This is a genomic window from Pseudomonas sp. CFBP 13727 (assembly GCF_014841915.1).
Classification (GTDB): Bacteria; Pseudomonadota; Gammaproteobacteria; order Pseudomonadales; family Pseudomonadaceae; genus Aquipseudomonas; species Aquipseudomonas baltica.
Map to the genome: position 1 here is coordinate 731,652 of NZ_JACYUT010000001.1, position 20,880 is coordinate 752,531.

General features: G+C 63.9%; 19 protein-coding genes. 11 read left to right on the forward strand and 8 right to left on the reverse strand.

Annotated features, from left to right (window positions below):
• On the forward strand, nt 1-2,325 hold the full coding sequence (locus IFT76_RS03200) for a DEAD/DEAH box helicase (RefSeq protein WP_192057388.1): 2,325 nt from the start codon (nt 1-3) through the stop codon (nt 2,323-2,325).
• Nucleotides 2,326-2,333: 8 nt separating this feature from the next.
• Here the strand turns inward: IFT76_RS03200 and IFT76_RS03205 are convergent, their stop codons facing one another.
• Nucleotides 2,334-3,260 carry a Gfo/Idh/MocA family protein gene (locus IFT76_RS03205; RefSeq protein ID WP_192057389.1) on the reverse strand — a complete coding sequence of 309 codons (927 nt, stop codon included), beginning with the start codon at nt 3,258-3,260 and terminating at the stop codon, nt 2,334-2,336.
• A 176-nt stretch (nt 3,261-3,436) separates the two neighbouring features.
• Between IFT76_RS03205 and IFT76_RS03210 the strand changes: the two genes are divergently transcribed.
• The 6 genes from IFT76_RS03210 (at nt 3,437) to IFT76_RS03235 (ending at nt 10,720) form a co-directional block, all read left to right on the forward strand.
• Nucleotides 3,437-4,693 carry a nitrate regulatory protein gene (locus tag IFT76_RS03210; RefSeq protein WP_192057390.1) on the forward strand — a complete coding sequence of 419 codons (1,257 nt, stop codon included), beginning with the start codon at nt 3,437-3,439 and terminating at the stop codon, nt 4,691-4,693.
• A gap of 275 nt (nt 4,694-4,968) precedes the next feature.
• Nucleotides 4,969-6,303, forward strand: coding sequence for a CmpA/NrtA family ABC transporter substrate-binding protein (locus tag IFT76_RS03215; RefSeq protein ID WP_192057391.1), 1,335 nt, complete (start codon nt 4,969-4,971; stop codon nt 6,301-6,303).
• A 27-nt stretch (nt 6,304-6,330) separates the two neighbouring features.
• On the forward strand, nt 6,331-7,206 hold the full coding sequence (ntrB, locus tag IFT76_RS03220) for a nitrate ABC transporter permease (RefSeq protein ID WP_122478773.1): 876 nt from the start codon (nt 6,331-6,333) through the stop codon (nt 7,204-7,206).
• Nucleotides 7,207-7,215: 9 nt separating this feature from the next.
• Entirely contained in the window at nt 7,216-8,016 is an 801-nt protein-coding gene (locus IFT76_RS03225) for an ABC transporter ATP-binding protein (RefSeq protein ID WP_122478775.1), read from the forward strand.
• Nucleotides 8,017-8,462: 446 nt separating this feature from the next.
• Nucleotides 8,463-9,554, forward strand: a complete 1,092-nt coding sequence (locus IFT76_RS03230; protein WP_192057392.1) for an enoyl-CoA hydratase/isomerase family protein — start codon at nt 8,463-8,465, stop codon at nt 9,552-9,554.
• Nucleotides 9,555-9,568: 14 nt separating this feature from the next.
• On the forward strand, nt 9,569-10,720 hold the full coding sequence (locus tag IFT76_RS03235; protein ID WP_192057393.1) for an acyl-CoA dehydrogenase family protein: 1,152 nt from the start codon (nt 9,569-9,571) through the stop codon (nt 10,718-10,720).
• 59 nt (nt 10,721-10,779) lie between these two features.
• Here the strand turns inward: IFT76_RS03235 and IFT76_RS03240 are convergent, their stop codons facing one another.
• Complete coding sequence (locus IFT76_RS03240) at nt 10,780-11,553, reverse strand: enoyl-CoA hydratase (protein ID WP_122712961.1); 774 nt, start codon at nt 11,551-11,553, stop codon at nt 10,780-10,782.
• A 243-nt stretch (nt 11,554-11,796) separates the two neighbouring features.
• Here IFT76_RS03240 and IFT76_RS03245 point away from each other — a divergent pair, with 243 nt between their 5' ends.
• A complete protein-coding gene (locus tag IFT76_RS03245; protein WP_192057394.1) occupies nt 11,797-12,813 on the forward strand; it encodes an alpha/beta fold hydrolase in 1,017 nt (338 codons plus the stop codon).
• 16 nt (nt 12,814-12,829) lie between these two features.
• On the forward strand, nt 12,830-13,780 hold the full coding sequence (locus tag IFT76_RS03250) for a D-2-hydroxyacid dehydrogenase family protein (RefSeq protein ID WP_192057395.1): 951 nt from the start codon (nt 12,830-12,832) through the stop codon (nt 13,778-13,780).
• 9 nt (nt 13,781-13,789) lie between these two features.
• Here the strand turns inward: IFT76_RS03250 and nagZ are convergent, their stop codons facing one another.
• Both nagZ and IFT76_RS03260 read right to left on the reverse strand, forming a co-directional pair.
• The gene (gene nagZ, locus IFT76_RS03255) at nt 13,790-14,800 is read right to left on the reverse strand and encodes a beta-N-acetylhexosaminidase (protein ID WP_192057396.1); all 1,011 of its coding nucleotides are present in this window, start codon (nt 14,798-14,800) and stop codon (nt 13,790-13,792) included.
• Nucleotides 14,801-14,845: 45 nt separating this feature from the next.
• Nucleotides 14,846-15,553, reverse strand: a complete 708-nt coding sequence (locus IFT76_RS03260; protein WP_122478788.1) for a TetR/AcrR family transcriptional regulator — start codon at nt 15,551-15,553, stop codon at nt 14,846-14,848.
• A 229-nt stretch (nt 15,554-15,782) separates the two neighbouring features.
• Here IFT76_RS03260 and lexA point away from each other — a divergent pair, with 229 nt between their 5' ends.
• Together lexA and sulA are read left to right on the forward strand one after the other, a co-directional pair.
• Entirely contained in the window at nt 15,783-16,391 is a 609-nt protein-coding gene (gene lexA, locus IFT76_RS03265; RefSeq protein WP_043188277.1) for a transcriptional repressor LexA, read from the forward strand.
• Nucleotides 16,392-16,400: 9 nt separating this feature from the next.
• A complete protein-coding gene (sulA, locus tag IFT76_RS03270; protein WP_122478790.1) occupies nt 16,401-16,877 on the forward strand; it encodes an SOS-induced cell division inhibitor SulA in 477 nt (158 codons plus the stop codon).
• 62 nt (nt 16,878-16,939) lie between these two features.
• Here the strand turns inward: sulA and IFT76_RS03275 are convergent, their stop codons facing one another.
• The 4 genes from IFT76_RS03275 to IFT76_RS03290 all read right to left on the reverse strand — a co-directional run bounded on the left by IFT76_RS03275 (nt 16,940) and on the right by IFT76_RS03290 (nt 20,833).
• A complete protein-coding gene (locus IFT76_RS03275) occupies nt 16,940-17,173 on the reverse strand; it encodes a hypothetical protein (RefSeq protein ID WP_163007598.1) in 234 nt (77 codons plus the stop codon).
• 50 nt (nt 17,174-17,223) lie between these two features.
• Nucleotides 17,224-17,745, reverse strand: a complete 522-nt coding sequence (locus IFT76_RS03280) for a DUF6586 family protein (RefSeq protein ID WP_192057397.1) — start codon at nt 17,743-17,745, stop codon at nt 17,224-17,226.
• Nucleotides 17,746-17,869: 124 nt separating this feature from the next.
• Complete coding sequence (topA, locus tag IFT76_RS03285) at nt 17,870-20,482, reverse strand: type I DNA topoisomerase (protein ID WP_192057398.1); 2,613 nt, start codon at nt 20,480-20,482, stop codon at nt 17,870-17,872.
• Between the two features lie 99 nt (nt 20,483-20,581).
• A complete protein-coding gene (locus IFT76_RS03290) occupies nt 20,582-20,833 on the reverse strand; it encodes a DUF1653 domain-containing protein (RefSeq protein WP_192057399.1) in 252 nt (83 codons plus the stop codon).
• Nucleotides 20,834-20,880 lie beyond the last annotated feature (47 nt).

Consider the following 20,880-nt stretch of genomic DNA (forward strand, 5'->3'; position numbering starts at 1 on the left):
ATGCCCGATGAGCGCTTGATCGATACCCTGCAACCGCGCCCTCGGTTGTGGCTGGGCAGTGTCGAGTTCAGCGCTTTCGAACCGCGCAACGGCAAGATGCAGCGCTACGTGCAGCACCGCGCAGCGCTGGCCTACGGCTACGCGGGCGAGTATGTCAGCGGCCCGCGGCCTACTGCCGTGGCACGCCAGTGGAACAACCAGAGCGCCCGGATCCAGCGCCAGCCGGCCGCCGAGCGGGCCCTGCGCGAGCAGCTGCAGGGCATCGGTTTCAAACTCGCCACCCGTCAGAGCAAGGCTCTGCCCGAAAGCGCCGGCGAAATCTTCGAGCTGCCCAGCGATGCCGCCTGGCTGCGTTTCATCCTCAACGAACTCCCGGGGTTACGCGAGCAAGGCTGGGAAATCGAATACGCCGAGGATTTCGCGTTCGACCTGACGCCGGTAGAGCGCTGGTACGCCGCAATCGAAGAAGGGCCGGAACGCGACTGGTTCGATCTGGAGCTGGGCATCGTGGTCGACGGCGAGCCGTTGAGCCTGCTGCCGATCCTGCTCAACCTGCTGCGCAGCCACCCCGAGTTGCTCAACCCGGCGCACCTGGCGCGACGGCGCGACGACGAGCAGATTCTGGTGCCCATCCACACCTCCCACCTCGGCTTCCAGCGAACCCTGCAGGTCGCCCTGCCCTATGGGCGGCTGAAGCCGGTGCTGGCGACCCTGGGCGACTTCTACCTGCGCGAGCCTGGGGAAACCTCGATCCGCCTGGCCACAGCCGATGCCACGCGCCTGGAAGGGCTGCAGGCATTGTCCCTGGACTGGCAAGGCGGCGAGCAGGTACGCCATTTCGCCGAGCGGCTGCGTGACATTCGCCATTGCCCGGTGGCAGCACCCGGGGGCCTGAATGCAACCTTGCGCCCCTACCAGCTGGAGGGCGTGAGCTGGATGCAGGCCTTGCGGCAGCTGGAAGTGGGCGGCATCCTGGCCGACGACATGGGCCTGGGCAAGACCCTGCAGACCCTCGCCCACCTATTGATCGAGAAACAGGCGGGGCGCCTGGATCGCCCGGCCATGGTGGTGATGCCCACCAGCCTGGTACCGAACTGGCAGGACGAGGCCGCCCGCTTCGCGCCGACCCTCAAGGTCCTCGCGCTGCACGGTGCCGCGCGCAAGAAACACTTCGCCCATCTGGCCGACTACGACGTATTGCTGACCACCTATGCCCTGCTGCCCAAGGACATCGAGGTGCTCGAGCAGGTGCCGCTGCACGTATTGGTACTCGACGAAGCCCAGTACATCAAGACCCCTGGCAGCAAGGCCGCGCAGACGGCGCGCCAGCTCAACGCGCGGCAACGCCTGTGCCTGAGCGGCACGCCCCTGGAAAACCACCTGGGCGAACTCTGGTCGCTGTTCCATTTCCTCATGCCCGGTTGGCTGGGTGACAGCAAACAGTTCAGCCGCAACTACCGCGTGCCGATCGAAAGGCAGGGCGACGAGGCACGCTTGCAGCATCTGAACGCGCGCATCAAGCCGTTTCTGTTGCGTCGGACCAAGGAGCAGGTGGCCACCGAGCTGCCGGCCAAGAGCGAGATCGTCCACTGGGTCGAACTCAATGACGCACAGCGCGACGTGTACGAGACGGTACGCCTGGCCATGGACAAGAAGGTCCGGGCCGAGATCGACCGCAAGGGCCTGGCGCGCAGCCAGATCATCATTCTCGAAGCGTTGCTCAAGCTGCGCCAGGTCTGCTGCGACCTGCGTCTGGTCAACAGTGTTGCCCCGCCTGCACCAGGGCACAGCTCGGGCAAGCTGACCAGTCTGCTGCAACTGCTCGACGAACTGCTGGGCAACGGTCGACGCATTCTGCTGTTTTCCCAGTTCACCTCGATGCTGGGCCTGATCGAACAGGAGCTGCACAAGCGCGGCGTGCACTATGCGCTGCTCACCGGTACCACCCGCGACCGTCGGGCACCGGTCAAGGATTTCCAGGACGGCAAGCTGCAGATCTTCCTGATCAGCCTCAAGGCCGGCGGGGTGGGCCTGAATCTGACGGCGGCGGACACGGTCATTCACTATGACCCGTGGTGGAACCCCGCAGCCGAGCACCAGGCCACCGACCGCGCCTACCGAATCGGCCAGGAGAAACCGGTGTTCGTCTACAAGCTGATCACCCGTGGCACGGTAGAGGAAAAGATCCAGCGCCTGCAGCAGGAAAAGTCGGCCCTGGCGGCAGGCGTTCTCGATGCCCGCGAAGGCAGCGACTGGCGCCTGCAGGGCGATGATATCGACGCCCTGCTCGCACCGCTGCCCAGCCCTCCCTCCCAGCGCCGCTGAACGCAGGTTCAGTCGAGGAAATCGGCGACCGTTTCGCGCTGCCCCAGCAGGAACCCATCGGCCACCAGACGCAGAGGCTGCAAGTCGGTATCGCTTCGACCGGCCTCGATCAACTGCGCGAAGTAGTGGTAGAGCAATGGGTATTCGCCTGTCGTGGCGAGCGTCTGTGGCACGTCGTCGATCAGCAGGTGTGCACCGCCATGGGTCAGGCGCAGCCAGCCTTCGGCGCAGCGCACCTCGATCTGCCAGAGTTCGTCGTGGCCGTGGTCCCAGTCGAACGCGGCGCTGACCGTCAGGCCGGTGGCGTCACTCATGGTCAGGTCGGCCGCAATCGGCGCCTGCCGGTTGCCAGGAAAGCGCAGGCTGGCGTGGGTGACGAACAGCGGTTCGGGCAACACGTGGCTGATGATCGACAGGGCGTTGATACCCGGATCGAACACACCCAGCCCCCCGGCCTGCCAGATCCACTGCTGGCCCGGGTGCCACTTGCGCACGTCCTCCTTCCACTGGACCGTGACCGCCTGCAGCTGCTTGCCCACCAGCCAGGCCCGCGCGGCCTCGACGCCTGCGGCGAAGCGTGAGTGCCAGGCGAACAGGCACGTCACGCCCTTCTCGGCGGCCAGTTCGACCAATGCCATGGCCTCACCGAGGCTCGCGCAGGGTGGTTTTTCCACCAGCACATGCTTGCCGGCCTGCAGGGCTTCACGCACTTGTGCATAACGGCCCTGGGGCGGCGTGCAGAAGGCCAGCGCCTGGATGTCCGGGCCGTTATCGAGTAGCTCGCGCAGGCTGCCGAAGTGCGCGACACCGGGGCAAGGTGCCCCCAGCGTGGCCACTGCGGCCAGCTCGAAGGCCGGGTTGTCGCGCAGGGCGGGCACATGCTGATCCTGGGCGATCTTGCCGTAGCCGACCACGCCGAGACGAATGGGGGACATCGTGAACTCCTTTTTTATTGTTTGGCTGGGGCGTTATAGCAGTTACGCGGCTGCCGGCATACGCAGCGGCGTACAAGCGGCCAACGGGGATCGGACCGGGACTTGCATGCAGTCGGGCTGTCCATCACCGAAGTTGCGAGCCCGCCATGCCCGACCGCGCCCTGCCAGACCGCCCCATGCCCCCTGCCCTGCGCTTCATGCTGGCCGCCCGCCGCAGCGAGCTGGAAGGTCTGCGCGGACTTGCCGACACCTGCGAACTGGTGACCTTGATCAGCCGCCTGGTCCACGCGCTGCAGCGCGAGCGGGGCTACACCAACGTCTACCTGGGCAGCCAGGTCGAAACCTACCGCAGCCAACTCGACCTGCATACGGAACAGGCGCGGGCACTTGAACAGGACGTGCTGCAGCGGTTGCAGGCCATGGACCTGAACGCGGCCAGCGCTGCCGACCGTGCCCGCCTGTTCAATCGTGTGGCCTACGTGCTGCACGGCTTCGACGAACTGCCCGGCCTGCGCCGTCGCATCCGCGAACGTCTGCTGAGCCCCAGCGTCGCCACGGCGGCCCTGACCCGCCTGGTGGGTGGGCTCATGGCCGTGGTGTTCGAAGCGGCCGACACCGCCATTGATCCGAGTATCACCCGAGTGCTGGTGGCGCTGTTCAATTTCATGCAGGGCAAGGAGCTGGCCGGCCAGGAACGCGCCACCGGCGTGGCGGGCTTCTCGGCAGGCTTCTTCGATGCCGGTGTGCAGGAGCGCATCCTGCACCTGACGCAAAGCCAGCAGCGCTGCTTCCAGACCTTCGACGAGTTCGCCGACCCGGTGGCCGGGCAGCGCTGGGCCGACCTGCAGCGCAGCGAGATCACCGCACAGCTGGTCCGCCTGCGCGAGGTGGGTATGCGCACTTCGGCGCAATACCCCGTCGACCCGGGCCTGTCGCAGCTGTGGTTCGAGCTGCACAGCCAGCGCATCGACCAGATGCACGAGGTAGAGACACACCTGGCCGAACAACTGCTCGCCAGCTGCCAGAGCAGCATCAAGATGGCCAATGCCGACCTGGACAACCACCGCGTGCTGCTGCAACGCCTGGCCAGCCTGGAAACCATGGGCTGTGGCGATGCCCGCCTGTTCAGCGTGCAGGCCAGCGATCTCGACAGCCCGGCGCCCGACGGCCACGGCCCGCAGATGGGCCGCTCGTTGCTGGACCTGCTGCAGGCCCAGACCCACCGCCTGCAGGACGCCAACCTGCAGCTGGACGAAGCACGCCAGGCGCTCAACGAACGCAAGTTGGTGGAGCGCGCCAAGCAGTTGCTGATGAACGAATACGCGTTGAGCGAGAGCGAGGCCTACACCCGACTGCGGCAATCGGCGATGTCGCGCGGGCTGCGCATGGTCGACATGGCGCAGAATGTACTGGCCGTGGCCGGCAAGGGTTGATGCCGACATTGCGCCCTATTTGCACATCCCACGGGCGGCATGCTCCGCATCCGTGCACGGTGACGCGGCCTGAAGCTGGCAAACGGCCGCAGCGCCTGGCGCAGGCCGCCTTGGCACGCAACCTGCTTTGAGACCAACAGGACCGCAGCCACCTGTGGTCGACATTTCAAATCCTGGACAACGGTGTCCACGCGCTCCCGACAGCATTGCCGGGAACGGGTGAACGCCGTTTTTTTTGCATTTTTTTTTGGCCGCCACCAGCAGGGGAATCAGCGATGGATGACAAGCCTTTCAAAGGACACCCGGAAAGCGCACACGACGCCAGGCGTCGGCACTTTCTCAAGCAGTCGTTGACCGTCGCCGGTGCCGGCGCAGCCCTCGGCCTGCTGCCACCGGGACTGTCTTCGGCGGTGTGGGCGGCAGGCAGCGACGGCCTGGAAACCACCACGGCCAAGCTGGGCTTCATCGCCCTGACCGACGCCGCGCCGCTGTTCGTCGCCGACGAGAAAGGCTTTTTCGCCAAGCATGGCATGACCGGAGTGGAAGTGCTCAAGCAGTCCTCCTGGGGTACCACGCGGGACAACCTAGTGCTGGGCTCGGCCGCCAATGGCATCGACGGCGCACACATTCTCACCCCCATGCCCTACCTGATCGCGGCCGGCAAGGTCACCCCCAACAACCAGCCGGTGCCGATGTACATCGTCGCGCGGCTGAACCTGGCCGGCCAGTGCATCTCGGTGGGCAACGAACACGCAGACCTGGCACTGGGCCTGGATTCCGCGCCGTTCAAGGCCGCGCTGGCCAGCAAGCGCGCCAGTGGCAAGGCCGTCAACGCGGCGATGACCTTCCCCGGCGGCACCCATGACCTGTGGTTGCGCTACTGGCTGGCGGCAGGCGGGATCGACCCGAACAAAGACCTGTCGACCATCGTCGTGCCGCCGCCGCAGATGGTTGCCAACATGAAGGTCGGCAGCATGGACAGCTTCTGCGTGTGCGAGCCATGGAACGCCCAGCTCATCAACCAGAAGATCGGCTACACCGCCAACACCACCGGCGAGATCTGGAACAAGCACCCGGAGAAAGCCCTGGCCCTGCGCGCCGACTACGTCGACAAGAACCCCAACGCGACCAAAGCACTGCTCAAGGCGGTGATGGAGGCGCAGATGTTCTGCGAGCAGCCGCAGAACAAGGAAGAAGTGGCGCAGATCTGCGCCAAGCGGCGCTGGATCAACGCGCCTGTCGCCGACATCACCGAGCGCATGAAAGGCAATTTCGATTACGGCAACGGCAAAGTGGTCAACGACAGTCCGCACATCATGCGCTACTGGGACGACTTCGCCTCCTACCCGTTCAAGAGCCACGACCTGTGGTTTCTCACCGAGAACAAGCGCTGGGGCTACCTGCCCAAGGACTTCGACAGCCAGGCCCTGGTCGCCAGGGTCAATCGCTCCGACCTGTGGCGCCTGGCCGCTGCGGAACTGAACGTGCCAGCGGCGCAGATTCCCGATTCCGACTCGCGCGGCATCGAAACCTTTTTCGACGGCAAGACCTTCGATCCCCAGAACCCCCAGGCCTATCTCGACAGCCTGTCCATCAAGGCCCTGGCCTGATGTTTCCCGCACGCACCGGAGGTCATCATGAATGCTGAAGTGAAGAAGCTGCACAGCGCCGCGCAAGCGGTCGCCAAGGCTCAGGTCAAGCCGCCGGTACTGGCGGGCCTGCTGAAGAACACCCGGCGCTTCGTGCTTCAGCAGTGTCTGCCGCCGGTGGTGATCGGTGCCCTGCTGTTGCTGGTCTGGCAATTGGTCTGCAGTGGCAAGGGCGCAGCGCTGCCGCCGCCTACCCAGGTGATCACCGACACCTGGGAGCTGATCGTCGATCCGTTCTACGACAACGGTGGCAATGACAAGGGCATGGCCTGGCAGTTGCTGGCGAGCCTGTCGCGGGTCGCCTATGGCTACGCCCTGGCCGTGGTAGTGGGGATCAGCCTGGGCGTACTGGTGGGTCAATCGACCTGGGCCATGCGCGGGCTCGATCCACTGTTCCAGATCCTGCGCACCGTGCCACCCCTGGCCTGGCTGCCGCTGTCGCTGGCCGGCTTCAAGGACAGCTATCCTTCGGCGATCTTCGTGATCTTCATCACCGCCATCTGGCCGATCATCATCAACACCTCGGTCGGCGTGCGCAACATCCCCGAGGACTACCGCAACGTGGCCAAGGTGCTGCGCCTCAATGGCGCGGAATACTTCAGCAAGATCATGCTGCCGGCGGCCGCGCCCTACATCTTCTCCGGCCTGCGCATCGGCGTCGGCCTGTCGTGGCTGGCGATCATCGCTGCCGAGATGCTGATCGGCGGCGTCGGCATCGGCTTCTTCATTTGGGACGCCTGGAACGCTTCGCGCATCAGCGACATCATCCTCGCCCTGGCCTACGTGGGGGTGGTCGGCTTCTGCCTCGACCGCCTGGTGGCGATGGTCGGACGCCTGGTCACCCGCGGCACTTCGCAAAGCTGAGGAGGCAACATGAGCCATTACTTGAGTATCGAAAACGTCGACAAGCACTTCGAGCGCGATGGCGTTACCAGCCAGGTGCTGCGCGGCATCAACCTCAACGTCGCGCGCGGTGAGTACATCTCCATCATCGGCCATTCAGGCTGCGGCAAGTCGACGGTGCTGAACATCGTCGCCGGGCTCATCGAGTCGAGCAATGGCGCGGTGATCCTCGACGGCAAGGAAGTGCGCCAGCCGGGGCCCGATCGCAGCCTGGTGTTCCAGAACCACTCGCTGCTGCCCTGGCTGACCGTCTATGAAAACGTCGCGCTGGGGGTGGACAAGGTCTTCAAACGCAGCAAGAGCAAAAGCGAACGCCACGCCTGGACCCTGCACAACCTGGAAATGGTCAACATGACCCACGCCCTGCACAAGCGTCCGAGCGAGATATCCGGCGGCATGAAGCAGCGCGTCGGCATCGCCCGCGCGCTGGCGATGCAGCCCAAGGTGCTGTTGCTCGACGAGCCGTTCGGTGCCCTCGATGCACTGACCCGGGCGCACCTTCAGGACGAGGTGATGCGCATCCAGAGCGAGCTGCACAATACCGTGATGATGATCACCCACGATGTCGACGAGGCAGTGCTGCTCTCCGATCGCATCGTGATGATGACCAACGGCCCGGCGGCGACCATCGGCGAAATCCTCACCATCGACCTGCCGCGCCCGCGCAGCCGACTGGCCCTGGCCGACGACCCGAAGTACAACCAGTACCGCCTGGCAGTGCTCAGCTTCCTCTACGAGAAGCAAGGCAAAGTCATCGAAGCGGTGGCCTGATCCACCGCATTGATCGCCAACGCGGCTCGCGCCGCTGCTACAGGGGAATGCAACCCTCCTGTAGGAGCGGTCCGTGGCCGCGAAACGGACGACGCGGCGCATCTGTCAATCCGCGGTGCCCCTTTCGCGGCCGATGACCGCTCCTACGGTGACCGCCCTCCTGTAGGAGCGGTCCGTGGCCGCGAAACGAGCGCCGCGGCGCATCTGTCAATCCGCGGTGCCCCTTACGCGGCCGATGACCGCTCCTACGGGGTACTTGCCGCAGGGCGCGGGCGAACGAACGCTGGTTGGGGTCGGTCTACTGAATGCCGACCAGCGCGTGCAACCCGTGCAAATTTGCAGGCAACGCCTGCATTAATCTGCATTGAAAGCTGCAAACTTGCCTGTCACGATCGCCTGGTCCGCTTATTTATCTCAGGAAATCAATAACAAGCAGGGATTCAGCGATGACAGCTCATGTCTTTCCCCCGCCCCAGCGCTCTTCCCTGGGGCTCGACGATCAAGTACTCGGCGAAGTCCGCAACCATATCGGTCACTTGACCCTCAACCGGCCAGCCGGTCTGAATGCACTCACCCTCGACATGATCCGTACCCTGCGCGGCTACCTGGATGCCTGGGCGCTGGACCCGCACATCCATGCCGTTGTAATGCGCGGCGCCGGCGACCGTGGCTTCTGCGCCGGAGGCGACATCCGCAGCCTCTACCACAGCCATCTCAACCAGGACGCCCTGCGCGAAGTGTTCTTCAATGAAGAATATGCGCTGGACCAATGCCTGCATCAGTACCGCAAGCCAGTCATGGCGCTGCTCGACGGCTATACCCTGGGCGGCGGCATGGGCCTGGCACAGGCAGCCGAACTGCGCGTGGTCACAGAGCGCAGCAAGCTGGGCATGCCCGAAGTGGCCATCGGGTATTTTCCCGATGTCGGCGCCAGCTATTTCCTCAGCCGCATCCCCGGCGAAATCGGCACTTACCTGGGGGTTACCGGCATCCAGATCGAGGCGGCCGATGCACTCTACTGCGGCTTGGCCGACTGGTACGTGGAAAGCGACCGCCTGGGCCTGCTGGACGAGCGCCTGGACAGACTGCAATGGAGCGACAACGCCCTCAAGGACCTGCAGGGTGTACTTGCCCGCCTCGGTGTGCAAACGCTCGCGGACGCCCCGCTGCACCGCTTGCGACCGGCCATCGACCACTTTTTCGGCCAGGACGACCTGACCAGCCTGGTCGAACAGCTGGAACACGTGAACGTCGCCGACAGCCAGGCGTGGGCACAGAACACCGCGCGGCTGATGCGCACCCGCTCACCGCTGGCCATGGCGGTCACCCTGGAGCTGCTGCGCCGCGGTCGCCACTGCTCCCTGGAAAAATGCTTTGCCCTGGAGCTGCATCTCAACCGCCAGTGGTTCGAACAGGGTGACCTGATCGAGGGCGTGCGTGCTTTACTGATCGACAAAGACAAGAACCCGCGTTGGAACCCACCGACGCTAGACCGGCTTACCCGCGCACGCGTCGAGCCATTCTTCCAAGGCCTCTGAGGCCGGAGTCTGCCATGCAAGACCTGGAACTGAGCGAAGAACAGATCATGATCCGCGACATGGCGCGCGACTTTGCCCGCGCCGAAGTGGCGCCCCATGCCCGTGCCTGGGAACAGGCGGGCTGGATCAACGATGCCCTGGTGGCACAGATGGGCGCCCTCGGCCTGCTGGGCATGGTGGTGCCCGAACAATGGGGTGGCAGCTACACCGATTACGTCGCCTATGCCCTGGCCGTCGAAGAGATCTCCGCTGCCGACGGCGCGTTGGGTGCATTGATGAGCGTGCACAACTCGGTAGGCTGCGGCCCGCTGCTCAACTACGGCAGCCCGGCGCAGCAGGACACCTGGCTGGCCGGGCTGGCCAGCGGCGAGGTCATTGGCTGTTTCTGCCTCACCGAGCCCCAGGCCGGTTCCGAAGCCAACAACCTGCGCACCCGCGCCGTGCTCGACGGCGAACATTGGGTGATCGACGGCGCCAAGCAGTTCGTCACCAATGGGCGACGGGCCAAGCTGGCCATCGTGTTTGCGGTCACCGACCCGGAGCTGGGCAAGAAAGGCCTGTCGGCCTTCCTGGTGCCCACCGACACCCCAGGTTTCAGCGTCGACCGCAGCGAGCACAAGCTCGGCATCCGTGCCTCCGACACCTGTGCAATCACCTTGAGCCAGTGTCGCGTGCCGGCCGCCAATCTGCTCGGCGAACGCGGCAAGGGCTTGAACATCGCCCTGTCCAACCTCGAAGGCGGCCGCATCGGCATCGCTGCCCAGGCGCTTGGGATCGCGCGGGCCGCCTTCGAAGCAGCGCTGGGTTACGCCCGTGAACGCGTGCAGTTCGGCAAGCCGATCATCGAACACCAGAGCGTGGCCAACCTGCTGGCAGACATGCAGGTGCAGGTCAACGCTGCACGCCTGCTGGTGCTGCACGCCGCACGCCTGCGCAGTGCCGGTCTGCCCTGCCTGTCCGAAGCTTCGCAGGCAAAGCTGTTCGCCTCGGAAATGGCCGAACGGGTCTGCTCCAGCGCCGTACAGGTGCACGGGGGCTACGGTTACCTTGAAGATTACCCCGTGGAAAAGTATTACCGCGATGCACGCATCACCCAGATCTACGAAGGCTCGAGCGAGATCCAGCGCATGTTGATCGCCCGCGAGCTGCGCAATTATCTGCTGTAGTGCAGCATGCAACACGTGCCATCGAGGGGGGCTGGTCGACGACCAGTCCCCCTTTTTGCTCAATGACCCTTGAACTGCGGCTCGCGCTTGGCGATGAACGCCGCCATGCCTTCTTTCTGATCTTCACTGGCAAACGCCGCGTGGAACACCCGCCGCTCGAAGCGCACGCCTTCGGACAGGCTCACTTCGAAAGCGCGGTTGACGCTCTCCTTGACCATCATGGCGATCGGTAGCGACTTGGCTGCGATCTGCTGCGCAACTTCCAACGCCTCGTCGAGCAGTCGGTCGGCGGCCACGATACGGGCAACCAGCCCTGCCCGCTCCGCTTCCTCGGCGCCCATCAAACGACCGGTCAGGCACAGCTCCATGGCCTTGGCCTTGCCCACCGCATGGGTCAGGCGCTGGGTGCCGCCCATGCCCGGCAGCACGCCCAGCTTGATCTCCGGCTGGCCGAACTTGGCATTGTCGGCGGCCAGGATGAAATCGCACATCAACGCCAGCTCGCACCCCCCGCCCAAGGCAAAGCCGGCCACGGCAGCGATCATCGGCTTGCGCCGATTGGCGACCCGGTCGCTCTCATGGAACAGATCGTCGAGGTAGATCTGCGGGTAGCGCAGCTCTGCCATTTCCTTGATATCGGCGCCGGCGGCAAACGCCTTGGCAGACCCGGTAAGGACGATGCAACCGATCTCGCGATCGCTTTCCAGGCGATCGAGCGCCTGGTTCAATTCATCGATCAGCTGGGCGTTGAGGGCATTCAACGCCTGCGGCCGATTGAGCGTGATCAGGCCCACGCGACCGCGAGTTTCCAAGAGGATGGTTTCAAAAGCCATGGCATGTCTCCAGATAGAGGCATTGTCTGCCTCACTGATTATTGTTGTATCGACCCCTGGGCGGCGAACTGCCCAGGATCGCGTCGTGTTTGTAGCATTCTGAAACCTGATAGCGGACATTCTTTCGCCGCAGCTCGGCACCACCTGGGCGTGCAAACCTCCAATGGATGCTACGGTACAGACCTGCGACACCCTGCGCCCGCGTGTCCACGTCACTTCACAGCCCACTCCAGGAGGTCCCCCATGCTTCGCCTGTCCATGCTGGCGCTCGCCAGCGTCTTCGCCCAGCCACTGCTGGCCGCCGATTCATCGCCCACCTATGGTCCCGAACTGCAGGGCTTCGATTATCCGTACACGCTGCAACATTACGCCTTCGAGTCCCAGGGCAAAAGCCTGCAGATGGGTTATATGGACGTTGCTGCCAACGGCAAGGCCAACGGCCGCACGGTGGTACTGATGCATGGCAAGAATTTCTGCGGCGCCACCTGGGAAAGCTCGATCAAGGCGCTCAGCGATGCCGGTTACCGGGTGGTCGCGCCCGACCAGATCGGCTTCTGCACCTCCAGCAAGCCTGAGCACTATCAATACAGCTTCCAGCAGTTGGCCAACAATACCCATGACCTGCTGACCCGTATCGGGGTCAAGGAAGCGGTGATCATGGGCCACTCCACCGGTGGCATGCTCGCCACTCGCTACGCCTTGATGTTCCCCGAAGACACCGAGCGCCTGGCCATGGTCAACCCTATCGGCCTGGAAGACTGGAAAGCCATGGGCGTGCCCTATCGCAGCGTCGACCAGTGGTTCGACCGTGAAACCAAGGTCACCGCCGAAGGCATCCGCAACTACGAGCGCACCACCTATTACGGTGGTCGCTGGAAGCCTGAGTATGACCGCTGGGTAGACATGCTTGCGGGGTTGAACAAGGGTCCGGGGCATACCTTGGTGGCATGGAATTCGGCGCTGATCTACGACATGATCTTCACCCAGCCGGTGGTCTACGAGTTCAAGGACCTGCAGGTGCCGACCCTGCTGCTGATCGGCGACGCCGACACCACGGCGATCGGCAGCGACATCGCGCCACCCCAGGTCAAGGCCACGCTGGGCAAATACACCGTGCTGGGCAAGCAGGCCAGCCAGCTGATTCCTCACAGCACACTGGTGGAGTTTGCCGGGCTTGGTCACGCCCCGCAAATGGAGGAGCCGGCGCGCTTCCACAAGGCCCTGCTCGACTGGCTGGACACTCCTCAGAAACCGCTTTGACAAGAGGCAACCCCCCATGCGAATAGCCGTCATCGACGACTGGCAATCGGTCGCTGAAAACGTGGTCGACTGGACCCCGCTGCAGGCCGTAGGCGACCTCGACTTCATTCACGACTACAGCGGCGGGAGCGCGGCGCTGGCCGAGCGCCTGGCGCCCTACGCCATCATCTGCGTGATGCGTGAACGCACGCTGTTCGACGCCGGTCTGCTGGAACGACTGCCGCAGCTCAAGCTGCTGGTGACCGGCGGCATGCGCAACGCAGCCATCGACCTGCAGGCGGCGACCCGGCTGGGCATCCAGGTGGCCGGCACGGACAGCTACAAGCACGCCGCGCCGGAACTCACCTGGGCACTGCTGATGGCGCTGACCCGTGACCTGCTCGGTGAAGCGAACTCGCTGCGCGCTGGCGGTTGGCAGATCGGCCTGGGTGGCGATCTGCACGGCAGCACACTGGGCCTGCTGGGCCTGGGCAGTATCGGTGAAAAGGTGGCGCGCTTCGGTCAGGCGTTCGGCATGCGCGTGATTGCCTGGAGTCAGAACCTGACACCCGAGCGTGCCGCGCAGGTGGGCGTCGAATACGTGAGCAAGCAGCAACTGTTCAAGCAGGCCGATGTGCTCAGCGTGCACCTGGTGCTGAGCGAACGCAGCCGGGGGCTGGTCGATGCCCAGGCGCTGGGGTGGATGAAGCCGGGCGCGCGGTTGGTCAACACGTCGCGCGGCCCGATCGTCGACGAAGCAGCGTTGATTCAGTCCCTGCGTGATGGCCACCTGGGCGGCGCGGGGCTGGACGTGTTCGATCAGGAGCCCCTGGCGCTGGACCACCCGTTCCGGACCCTGCCCAATGTGCTGGCAACGCCGCACATCGGCTATGTCAGCGGCAACAACTATCGGCTGTTCTTCAGCCAGATGATCGAAGACATACTGGCCTGGCATTCGGGCCAGCCAGTGCGCCTGCTGACCGGCTGACCGCAACCCTCAGTCGATCAGGCCGGCGCTGCGCAATGCCGCTGTCGCCTGCTGCCAACGCGGATGCCGGCGGTACTCGACGTCGGCGTGGCTCCGCCCGCGCATGGCGGCGATCCGTGGCGAGGGCTGCACGCCCATGCGCTGCGCCGCGCTCAAAGCCAGCTCGGCCGCCGCCCGGTCGTTGCACACCAGGCCCATGTCGCAACCAGCGCCAAGGGCCGCCTCGATACGGCTGGCGGCGTCGCCGACCACATGGGCGCCGGCCATCGACAAGTCGTCGCTGAAGATCACCCCTTCGAAGCCCAGCTCGCCGCGCAATATGTCCTGCAGCCAACGGCGCGAAAAGCCGGCTGGGTTGCTGTCCACCTGGGGGTAGATGACATGGGCCGGCATGACCGCCGCCAGCTTGCCCGCCAGCCGCGCGAATGGCACCAGATCGCAGGCGCGAATCTGCTCGAGGCTGCGCTCGTCGGTGGGAATTGCCACGTGAGAATCGGCTTCCGCCCAGCCGTGACCGGGAAAATGCTTGCCGCATGCCGCCATGCCTGCCGCATTCATGCCACGGATGAACGCGCCCGCCAGCAGCGTGGCCCGCTCGGGATCGCCTTCGAACGCGCGGGTGCCGACCACGGCGCTGTGCCCGTGATCCAGGTCCAGCACCGGCGCAAAGCTGAGGTCCAGCCCAGCCGCCAGTACTTCGGCGGCCATCAACCAGCCGCAGTGCTCGGCCAGGACGGCCGCATCCGCGTGGTAGGCCAGCTCGCGCATGGCCGGCAGACGCACGAAGCCCTGGCGTAGCCGTTGCACGCGTCCACCCTCCTGGTCCACCGCCAGGATCAGGTCGGGCCGCACCGCGCGGATGGCGGCGGTCAACTCGCGTACCTGACGCGGATGCTCGATGTTGCGCGCGAAAATGATCAACCCGGCCACTTCGGGCTGGCGCAGCAGATGGCGGTCCTCGGCGCTGAGCCAGGTACCGGCGACGTCGACCATCAGGGAGCCTTGCAGACGAGTGCTCATGGATTTTCCTTGTAGAGAGGGATCTGGAGGGCGACCGGGCACACGTCAGGCCTTGGCAACCGCCGGGGCGCTCTTGCTGCGTGGCCGCAATTGAGCGGCGGCCATGGCCTGGTCGGTCACCGCACTCTGCGCGCGCATGCCTGCAGCGAGGAACGGCACCATCAAGCGCATTACCTGTTCGATCGAGGTATCGACGCCGAAATCGGTTTCCGCGATGGCACGCAGTGCCTTGATCCCGGACATGCTGAAGGCGGCAGCGCCCAGCATGAAATGCACGCGCCAGAACAGTTCGAGGGGGGGAATGCGCGGTGCGGCTTCGTTGACCAGCAGCATGTAGCGACGAAAGACCTTGCCGTACATGTCTTCCAGGTAACGGCGCAAATGACCCTGGCTCTGGCTGAAGGCCAGGCCCAGCAAACGCATGAAGATGGAGAGATCGTTACCGCTGCGCGGCTGGACCACGAGCGCCTGCTCTACCAGGATTTCCAGCAGCTCTTCGAGGCTGGCCTTGGGCATCGCGCTGGTCTGCCGCCGTTCCAGCTCACGGTCGAGGCTGGCACAGAAAGGCCCGAGAAATCTGGAGAATACCGCCTGGATGAGCGCTTTCTTCGAACCGAAGTGGTAGTTCACCGCCGCCAGATTGACCCCGGCCTTGCTGGTGATCAGGCGCAGCGAGGTTTCCGCGAAGCCTTTCTCTGCAAAAAGCTGTTCGGCGGCATCGAGGATGCGTTCAACGGTTTCCGACTGGGCCATGGCAACTCCGCCTGACAAACACTTGTTTGAAACATACGTTTCAAAGTGCGTGACTGTCAAGTCCATACAGGCTTTTCGTGGCCATGCGGTCACGTATTAAAGCATACAAATTCATCGCCTTAGCGCAGCATGCGAACTTCGGCAGGCGACGCGCCCGGAAAACGGTATTGCCAAGGGCCATCTACTGTATATAATCCCAGTCACTGTACAAAAAGACAGAGCCATCGACATGTTGAAATTGACGCCACGCCAAGCTGAAATTCTGGCCTTCATCAAGCGCTGCCTTGACGACAATGGCTTTCCACCTACCCGTGCGGAAATTGCTCAGGAACTGGGGTTCAAGTCACCCAACGCGGCCGAGGAACACCTCAAGGCACTGGCGCGAAAAGGCGCCATCGAAATGACCCCGGGCGCCTCGCGCGGCATCCGCATCCCCGGTTCCGAAGCCCGCAACGACGACGCCAGCCTGCCAGTCGTCGGACGCGTTGCTGCTGGTGCGCCGATTCTGGCGCAGGAACACATCGAAGAGTCCTGCAAGATCAACCCGGGCTTCTTCCATCCTCGCGCCGACTACCTCCTGCGCGTACAGGGCATGAGCATGCGTGACGTCGGCATTCTCGACGGTGACCTGCTGGCCGTGCACACCTGCCGCGAAGTCCGCAACGGGCAGATCGTGGTGGCGCGCATCGGCGACGAAGTCACCGTGAAGCGGTTCCAGCGCGAAGGCAACAAGGTTTTCCTGGTTGCGGAAAACCCCGACTTCGCACCCATTGAAGTCGACCTCAAGGATCAGGATCTGGTCATTGAAGGTCTGAGCGTCGGCGTCATTCGTCGATAAGGAGGCATCATGCAGTTTCCCCTGTCACCCCAACAAGCACAAATGTCGCTGTTCGAAGCATTCATGGCTGCACCGGTAACGCCGCTGTTCAAGGAGGCCGTAGAATCGCCCTGGACTGTCGCCGACCCGGATGTATTCAGCGAGATGTCTCTGCGTGGTGCCGCGGGGAACTGCCTGAACCTGCTGGCACCCATGCTGCGGGAATTGAGCGAAGAGCAGGACGCGCGCTGGTTGACGCTGATCGCTCCGCCGGCAAGCCTGACGCAGGCCTGGCTGCGCGATGCAGGGCTCAATCGCGAACGCATATTGCTGCTGCAGCCGCGCGGTATGCAAAGCGCCCAGCAGTTGGCGTGCGAGGCGCTGCGCCTGGGGCGCAGCCATACCGTGGTGAGCTGGCTCAACCCACTGCCGTCCGTGGCGAGGCAGCAATTGATGGCAGCGGCGCGCCAGGGCAGCGCGCAGAGCCTGAACATCCGTTTGGGGTGATACCTGCGGTCAAACGATACTGCCCGCCAAGGCCAGCGCAAGGCGCTCGCTGCGTGGCAGGATCAGTGCAGGACGTGCGGCCCGTCGTCCTTGTCGATTTCGCCTTCCACCAGCTTGCCGGCCATCTGCACACCGACACTGAGCATGGCCTTGGCCACTTCCACGTGCTGGCCCTGCAGGAATGCCTTGGCATCTTCGGAAAAATTCAGCGTCACCAGCGAACCTTCGTCCTCGGCACGACGCAACTCGATGCGGCCGTCAGGCAGCTCGACAATCTCAAGAAAGGACGTTGGCATAAGGACATGTTCTCCACGAAAGGCGGGCATTGTAGCAGTGCCAGTGCAAATCAGCACTCACTCAGCCCTTCGCGGAAACGAACGGTCAGGCCCTTGAGCTGCTGACGCCAGCTTTCGAGCACCTCGCGGCTGAGTTCCTGCTCTTCGACTTCATCCAGATTGACTGCCTGGATGAGTGGCTGGGTCACATCGCCTTTGGGCTTTTTGGGCGCCTTGGGCGGCACGAACAGCGCGCTGTGCGCCGCAAGCAGTTGCGCCAGCCAGGTATGCGAATGCTGGGCCAGCTCCACCAACTCCGCCAGCTCGGGAATGGATGTGCCGTCGAGTGCTTGCGGGGTCAGCAGGTTTTCCGCACGGGCAGTGCCGGCCTGAGGCAGGCGGTAATAACCAGCGATCTCGTGACACAGCCCCAACAATGCACCGTACAGGTGGAACAGCGCGGATTCGCGCTGCGCCTGCAGCTGAGCCTGCGCATTGATGGCCTGGCCCAGTTCGGCCTTGCTCATGGCTTCCAGCGCCAGCCCGGCGAAATAGATTTTCTGGTTGGTACGGGTATAGAGCTCATAGGCCATGCTGGCGATCTCCGCAGTGAACACTCGACTGCCACAGTGTCGGGAACCTGCCCAGCCAGTGCAAGCCACAAATGAAAAGGCCGCACAGCCCTGGGGACGGTGCGGCCTTGGTGCTGACAGCGCTTCAGCGCTTGTCTTCGACCTTCCACGTCTTGCCGTCGTAGAACGCCTTCCAACCGGTCGGTTTGCCCTCGACCTCGCTCTGCACGTACTGCTCCTTGGTCTTGCGGCTGTAGCGAATCACGGTCGGACGGCCGTCCGGGTCCTTGATCGGCGCGTCGAACAGGAAGCTGTACTTGGGATCGATCTCATCCTTGTGCGGGATGATTTCGAGCACCAGGGGGGCGCGAGTCTCGCGGTTCTTCGGAAACTGGCTGGCCGCCAGGAACAGACCGGATGCGCCATCGCGCAGCACGTAGGTATCGTTGACCTTCTCGCACTTGAGTTCGGGCATCTTCACCGCGTCCATCTTGGGCGGCGCCGCCTCGCCACTCTTGAGCAGCTTGCGGGTGTTCTTGCACTCCGGATTGGTGCAGCCGAAGAACTTGCCGAAACGGCCGGTTTTCAACTGCATCTCGCTGCCGCACTTGTCGCACTCCAGGCTCGGCCCTTCGTAGCCCTTGATGCGGTAGTTGCCCTCTTCGATCTCGTAGCCCGGGCAGTCGGGGTTGTTCCCGCAGATGTGCAGCTTGCGCTTCTCATCCAGCAGATACGCGTCCATGGCGGTCGCACAGACCGGGCAGCGATGCTTGCCGCGCAGAATCTGCGACTCGGACTCGCCCTCGTCGTCGGCCGCTATCTCATCACCTGGAATCAGGTTGATGGTGGCCTTGCAGCGCTCCTTGGGTGGCAGCGCATAGCCCGAACAGCCCAGGAACACCCCGGTGGATGCGGTGCGGATCATCATCGGCCGACCGCATTCGCGGCAGGCGATGTTGGTCAGGGTCGGCAGGTTGGCGCGCATGCCGCTGTCGGCTGCACCCGCAACGTCCAGCTTGCCCTTGAAGTCACCGTAGAACTCGTCGAGAACGTTCTTCCAGTCGCGCTCGCCGTGCGCCACGTCATCGAGGTTCTCTTCCATGCCGGCGGTAAAGCCGTAGTCCATGAGGTTGGAGAAGCTTTCGGACAGCCGCTCGGTGACGATGTCGCCCATCTTTTCCGAGTAGAAGCGACGGTTGTGCAGCGCCACGTAGCCACGGTCCTGGATGGTCGAGATGATCGCCGCGTAGGTGGACGGACGACCGATGCCGCGTTTTTCCATTTCCTTGACCAGGCTGGCTTCGGAATAGCGCGCAGGCGGCTTGGTGAAGTGCTGGGTAGGGTCCAGCTGCAGCAGCTTGAGTTGCTCACCCTGGTTCATTTCCGGCAGCACGTCGTCGTCGCCCGGCTTGCTCATCTGTGGCAGCACACGCGTGTAGCCGTCGAACTTGAGGATACGCCCCTTGGCGCGCAGCTCGAAATCAGCGGCAGCCACGGTAACGGTGGTCGACAGGTACTGGGCAGGCGGCATCTGGCAGGCGAGGAACTGGCGCCAGATCAATTCGTAAAGGCGCTCGGCATCGCGCTCCATGCCGTTCAGCTTGCTCGGATGAGTGTTCACGTCCGATGGGCGAATGGCCTCGTGCGCTTCCTGGGCGCCCTGCTTGCTGCCGTAGACCATCGGCGATTCCGGCAGGTACTTCTTGCCGAACTCGCTCTCAATGTAGGCCCGAGCCATCTCCACGGCGTCGACCGACAGGTTGGTGGAGTCGGTACGCATGTAGGTGATATAGCCAGCTTCGTACAAGCGCTGCGCCATCATCATGGTCTTCTTCACGCCGTAGCCCAGGCGGTTGCTCGCGGCCTGCTGCAGCGTGGAAGTAATGAACGGGGCCGACGGCTTGCTGCTGGTCGGCTTGTCTTCGCGCTTGACGATGCTGTAGCTGGCATCCTTGAGCTTGGCCAGCGCGGCCATGGCCTGGGCTTCGTTGAGGGGTTTGAAGACTTCGCCGTTCTCGCGAGCCACTTCGAAACGCACCTTGGCGGCCTTGGCCGACGCCAGGTCGGCATGCACTTCCCAGTATTCCTCGGGGTTGAACGCGCGAATCTCGCGTTCACGCTCGACCACCAGTTTCACTGCCACGGACTGCACACGACCAGCGGACAACCCGCGGGCGATCTTCTGCCAGAGCAGCGGCGACACCATGTAGCCAACCACGCGGTCGAGGAAACGCCGCGCCTGCTGGGCGTTGACACGGTCGATGTCCAGCTCGCCGGGGCGGGAGAAAGCTTCCTGGATGGCCTTCTTGGTGATCTCGTTGAACACCACACGCTTGTAGCGGCTGTCATCGCCACCGATGGCTTCGCGCAGGTGCCAGGCAATGGCTTCCCCCTCGCGGTCCAAGTCCGTCGCCAGATAGATGGTGTCGGCGTCCTTGGCCAGCCGGCGCAGTTCCTCGATGACCTTTTCCTTGCCGGGAAGGATCTCGTACTTGGCCTTCCAGCCCTGGTCTGGATCGACGCCCATGCGTGCCACCAACTGCTTGCGGGCCTTTTCCTTGGGCGACAGCGCCGGCGCGTCGGCAGCCGCAGCCTTGCCGCGCTTGGCGGCCGGCTCCTTGCTGGCGCTCGCCGAACCGCTGGTGGGCAAGTCTCGGATATGGCCGATACTCGACTTCACCACGTACTGGTCACCCAGATACTTGTTGATGGTCTTGGCCTTAGCCGGGGATTCCACAATGACCAGCGATTTGCCCATGGATCGGAAAATTCCTGAATACTTGAAATGAAAGGCATGCGGCGCCTTGCGAGGCCCCGCTATATATAGTGGTGAGAACGTGAGGTCAAGCGCCGAGGTTCAAGCGGTCGGCGCCTGCGGAACGGAAAACAGGCTGGGTTCGGCCTTCACCAAAGCAAAGCGCGGGACGCTCTCGCCGTCAACCTCGACCGACTCCAGGAACATGCTCAGCGGGCGCACCCAGAGGCCGAATTCACCGTACAGCGCCTGGTAGAACACCACTTCCTGTTCGTCCTCGGAACTGCGCGCGACGCCGTAGACACGATACTCGGGGCCTTTGTAATGACGATAGAGCCCTAGTTGTATATGCATGTTGCGCCTCGCTTGAAATACTTTTTCGAATGAACCGGGAAAAAACA

Coding starts and splice junctions, on each gene's coding strand:
- IFT76_RS03200 (WP_192057388.1), top strand. CDS start 1: ATGCCCGATGAGCGCTTGATCGATACCCTGCAACCGCGCCCTCGGTTG.
- IFT76_RS03205 (WP_192057389.1), bottom strand. CDS start 3,260: ATGTCCCCCATTCGTCTCGGCGTGGTCGGCTACGGCAAGATCGCCCAG.
- IFT76_RS03210 (WP_192057390.1), top strand. CDS start 3,437: ATGCCCCCTGCCCTGCGCTTCATGCTGGCCGCCCGCCGCAGCGAGCTG.
- IFT76_RS03215 (WP_192057391.1), top strand. CDS start 4,969: ATGGATGACAAGCCTTTCAAAGGACACCCGGAAAGCGCACACGACGCC.
- ntrB (WP_122478773.1), top strand. CDS start 6,331: ATGAATGCTGAAGTGAAGAAGCTGCACAGCGCCGCGCAAGCGGTCGCC.
- IFT76_RS03225 (WP_122478775.1), top strand. CDS start 7,216: ATGAGCCATTACTTGAGTATCGAAAACGTCGACAAGCACTTCGAGCGC.
- IFT76_RS03230 (WP_192057392.1), top strand. CDS start 8,463: ATGACAGCTCATGTCTTTCCCCCGCCCCAGCGCTCTTCCCTGGGGCTC.
- IFT76_RS03235 (WP_192057393.1), top strand. CDS start 9,569: ATGCAAGACCTGGAACTGAGCGAAGAACAGATCATGATCCGCGACATG.
- IFT76_RS03240 (WP_122712961.1), bottom strand. CDS start 11,553: ATGGCTTTTGAAACCATCCTCTTGGAAACTCGCGGTCGCGTGGGCCTG.
- IFT76_RS03245 (WP_192057394.1), top strand. CDS start 11,797: ATGCTTCGCCTGTCCATGCTGGCGCTCGCCAGCGTCTTCGCCCAGCCA.
- IFT76_RS03250 (WP_192057395.1), top strand. CDS start 12,830: ATGCGAATAGCCGTCATCGACGACTGGCAATCGGTCGCTGAAAACGTG.
- nagZ (WP_192057396.1), bottom strand. CDS start 14,800: ATGAGCACTCGTCTGCAAGGCTCCCTGATGGTCGACGTCGCCGGTACC.
- IFT76_RS03260 (WP_122478788.1), bottom strand. CDS start 15,553: ATGGCCCAGTCGGAAACCGTTGAACGCATCCTCGATGCCGCCGAACAG.
- lexA (WP_043188277.1), top strand. CDS start 15,783: ATGTTGAAATTGACGCCACGCCAAGCTGAAATTCTGGCCTTCATCAAG.
- sulA (WP_122478790.1), top strand. CDS start 16,401: ATGCAGTTTCCCCTGTCACCCCAACAAGCACAAATGTCGCTGTTCGAA.
- IFT76_RS03275 (WP_163007598.1), bottom strand. CDS start 17,173: ATGCCAACGTCCTTTCTTGAGATTGTCGAGCTGCCTGACGGCCGCATC.
- IFT76_RS03280 (WP_192057397.1), bottom strand. CDS start 17,745: ATGGCCTATGAGCTCTATACCCGTACCAACCAGAAAATCTATTTCGCC.
- topA (WP_192057398.1), bottom strand. CDS start 20,482: ATGGGCAAATCGCTGGTCATTGTGGAATCCCCGGCTAAGGCCAAGACC.
- IFT76_RS03290 (WP_192057399.1), bottom strand. CDS start 20,833: ATGCATATACAACTAGGGCTCTATCGTCATTACAAAGGCCCCGAGTAT.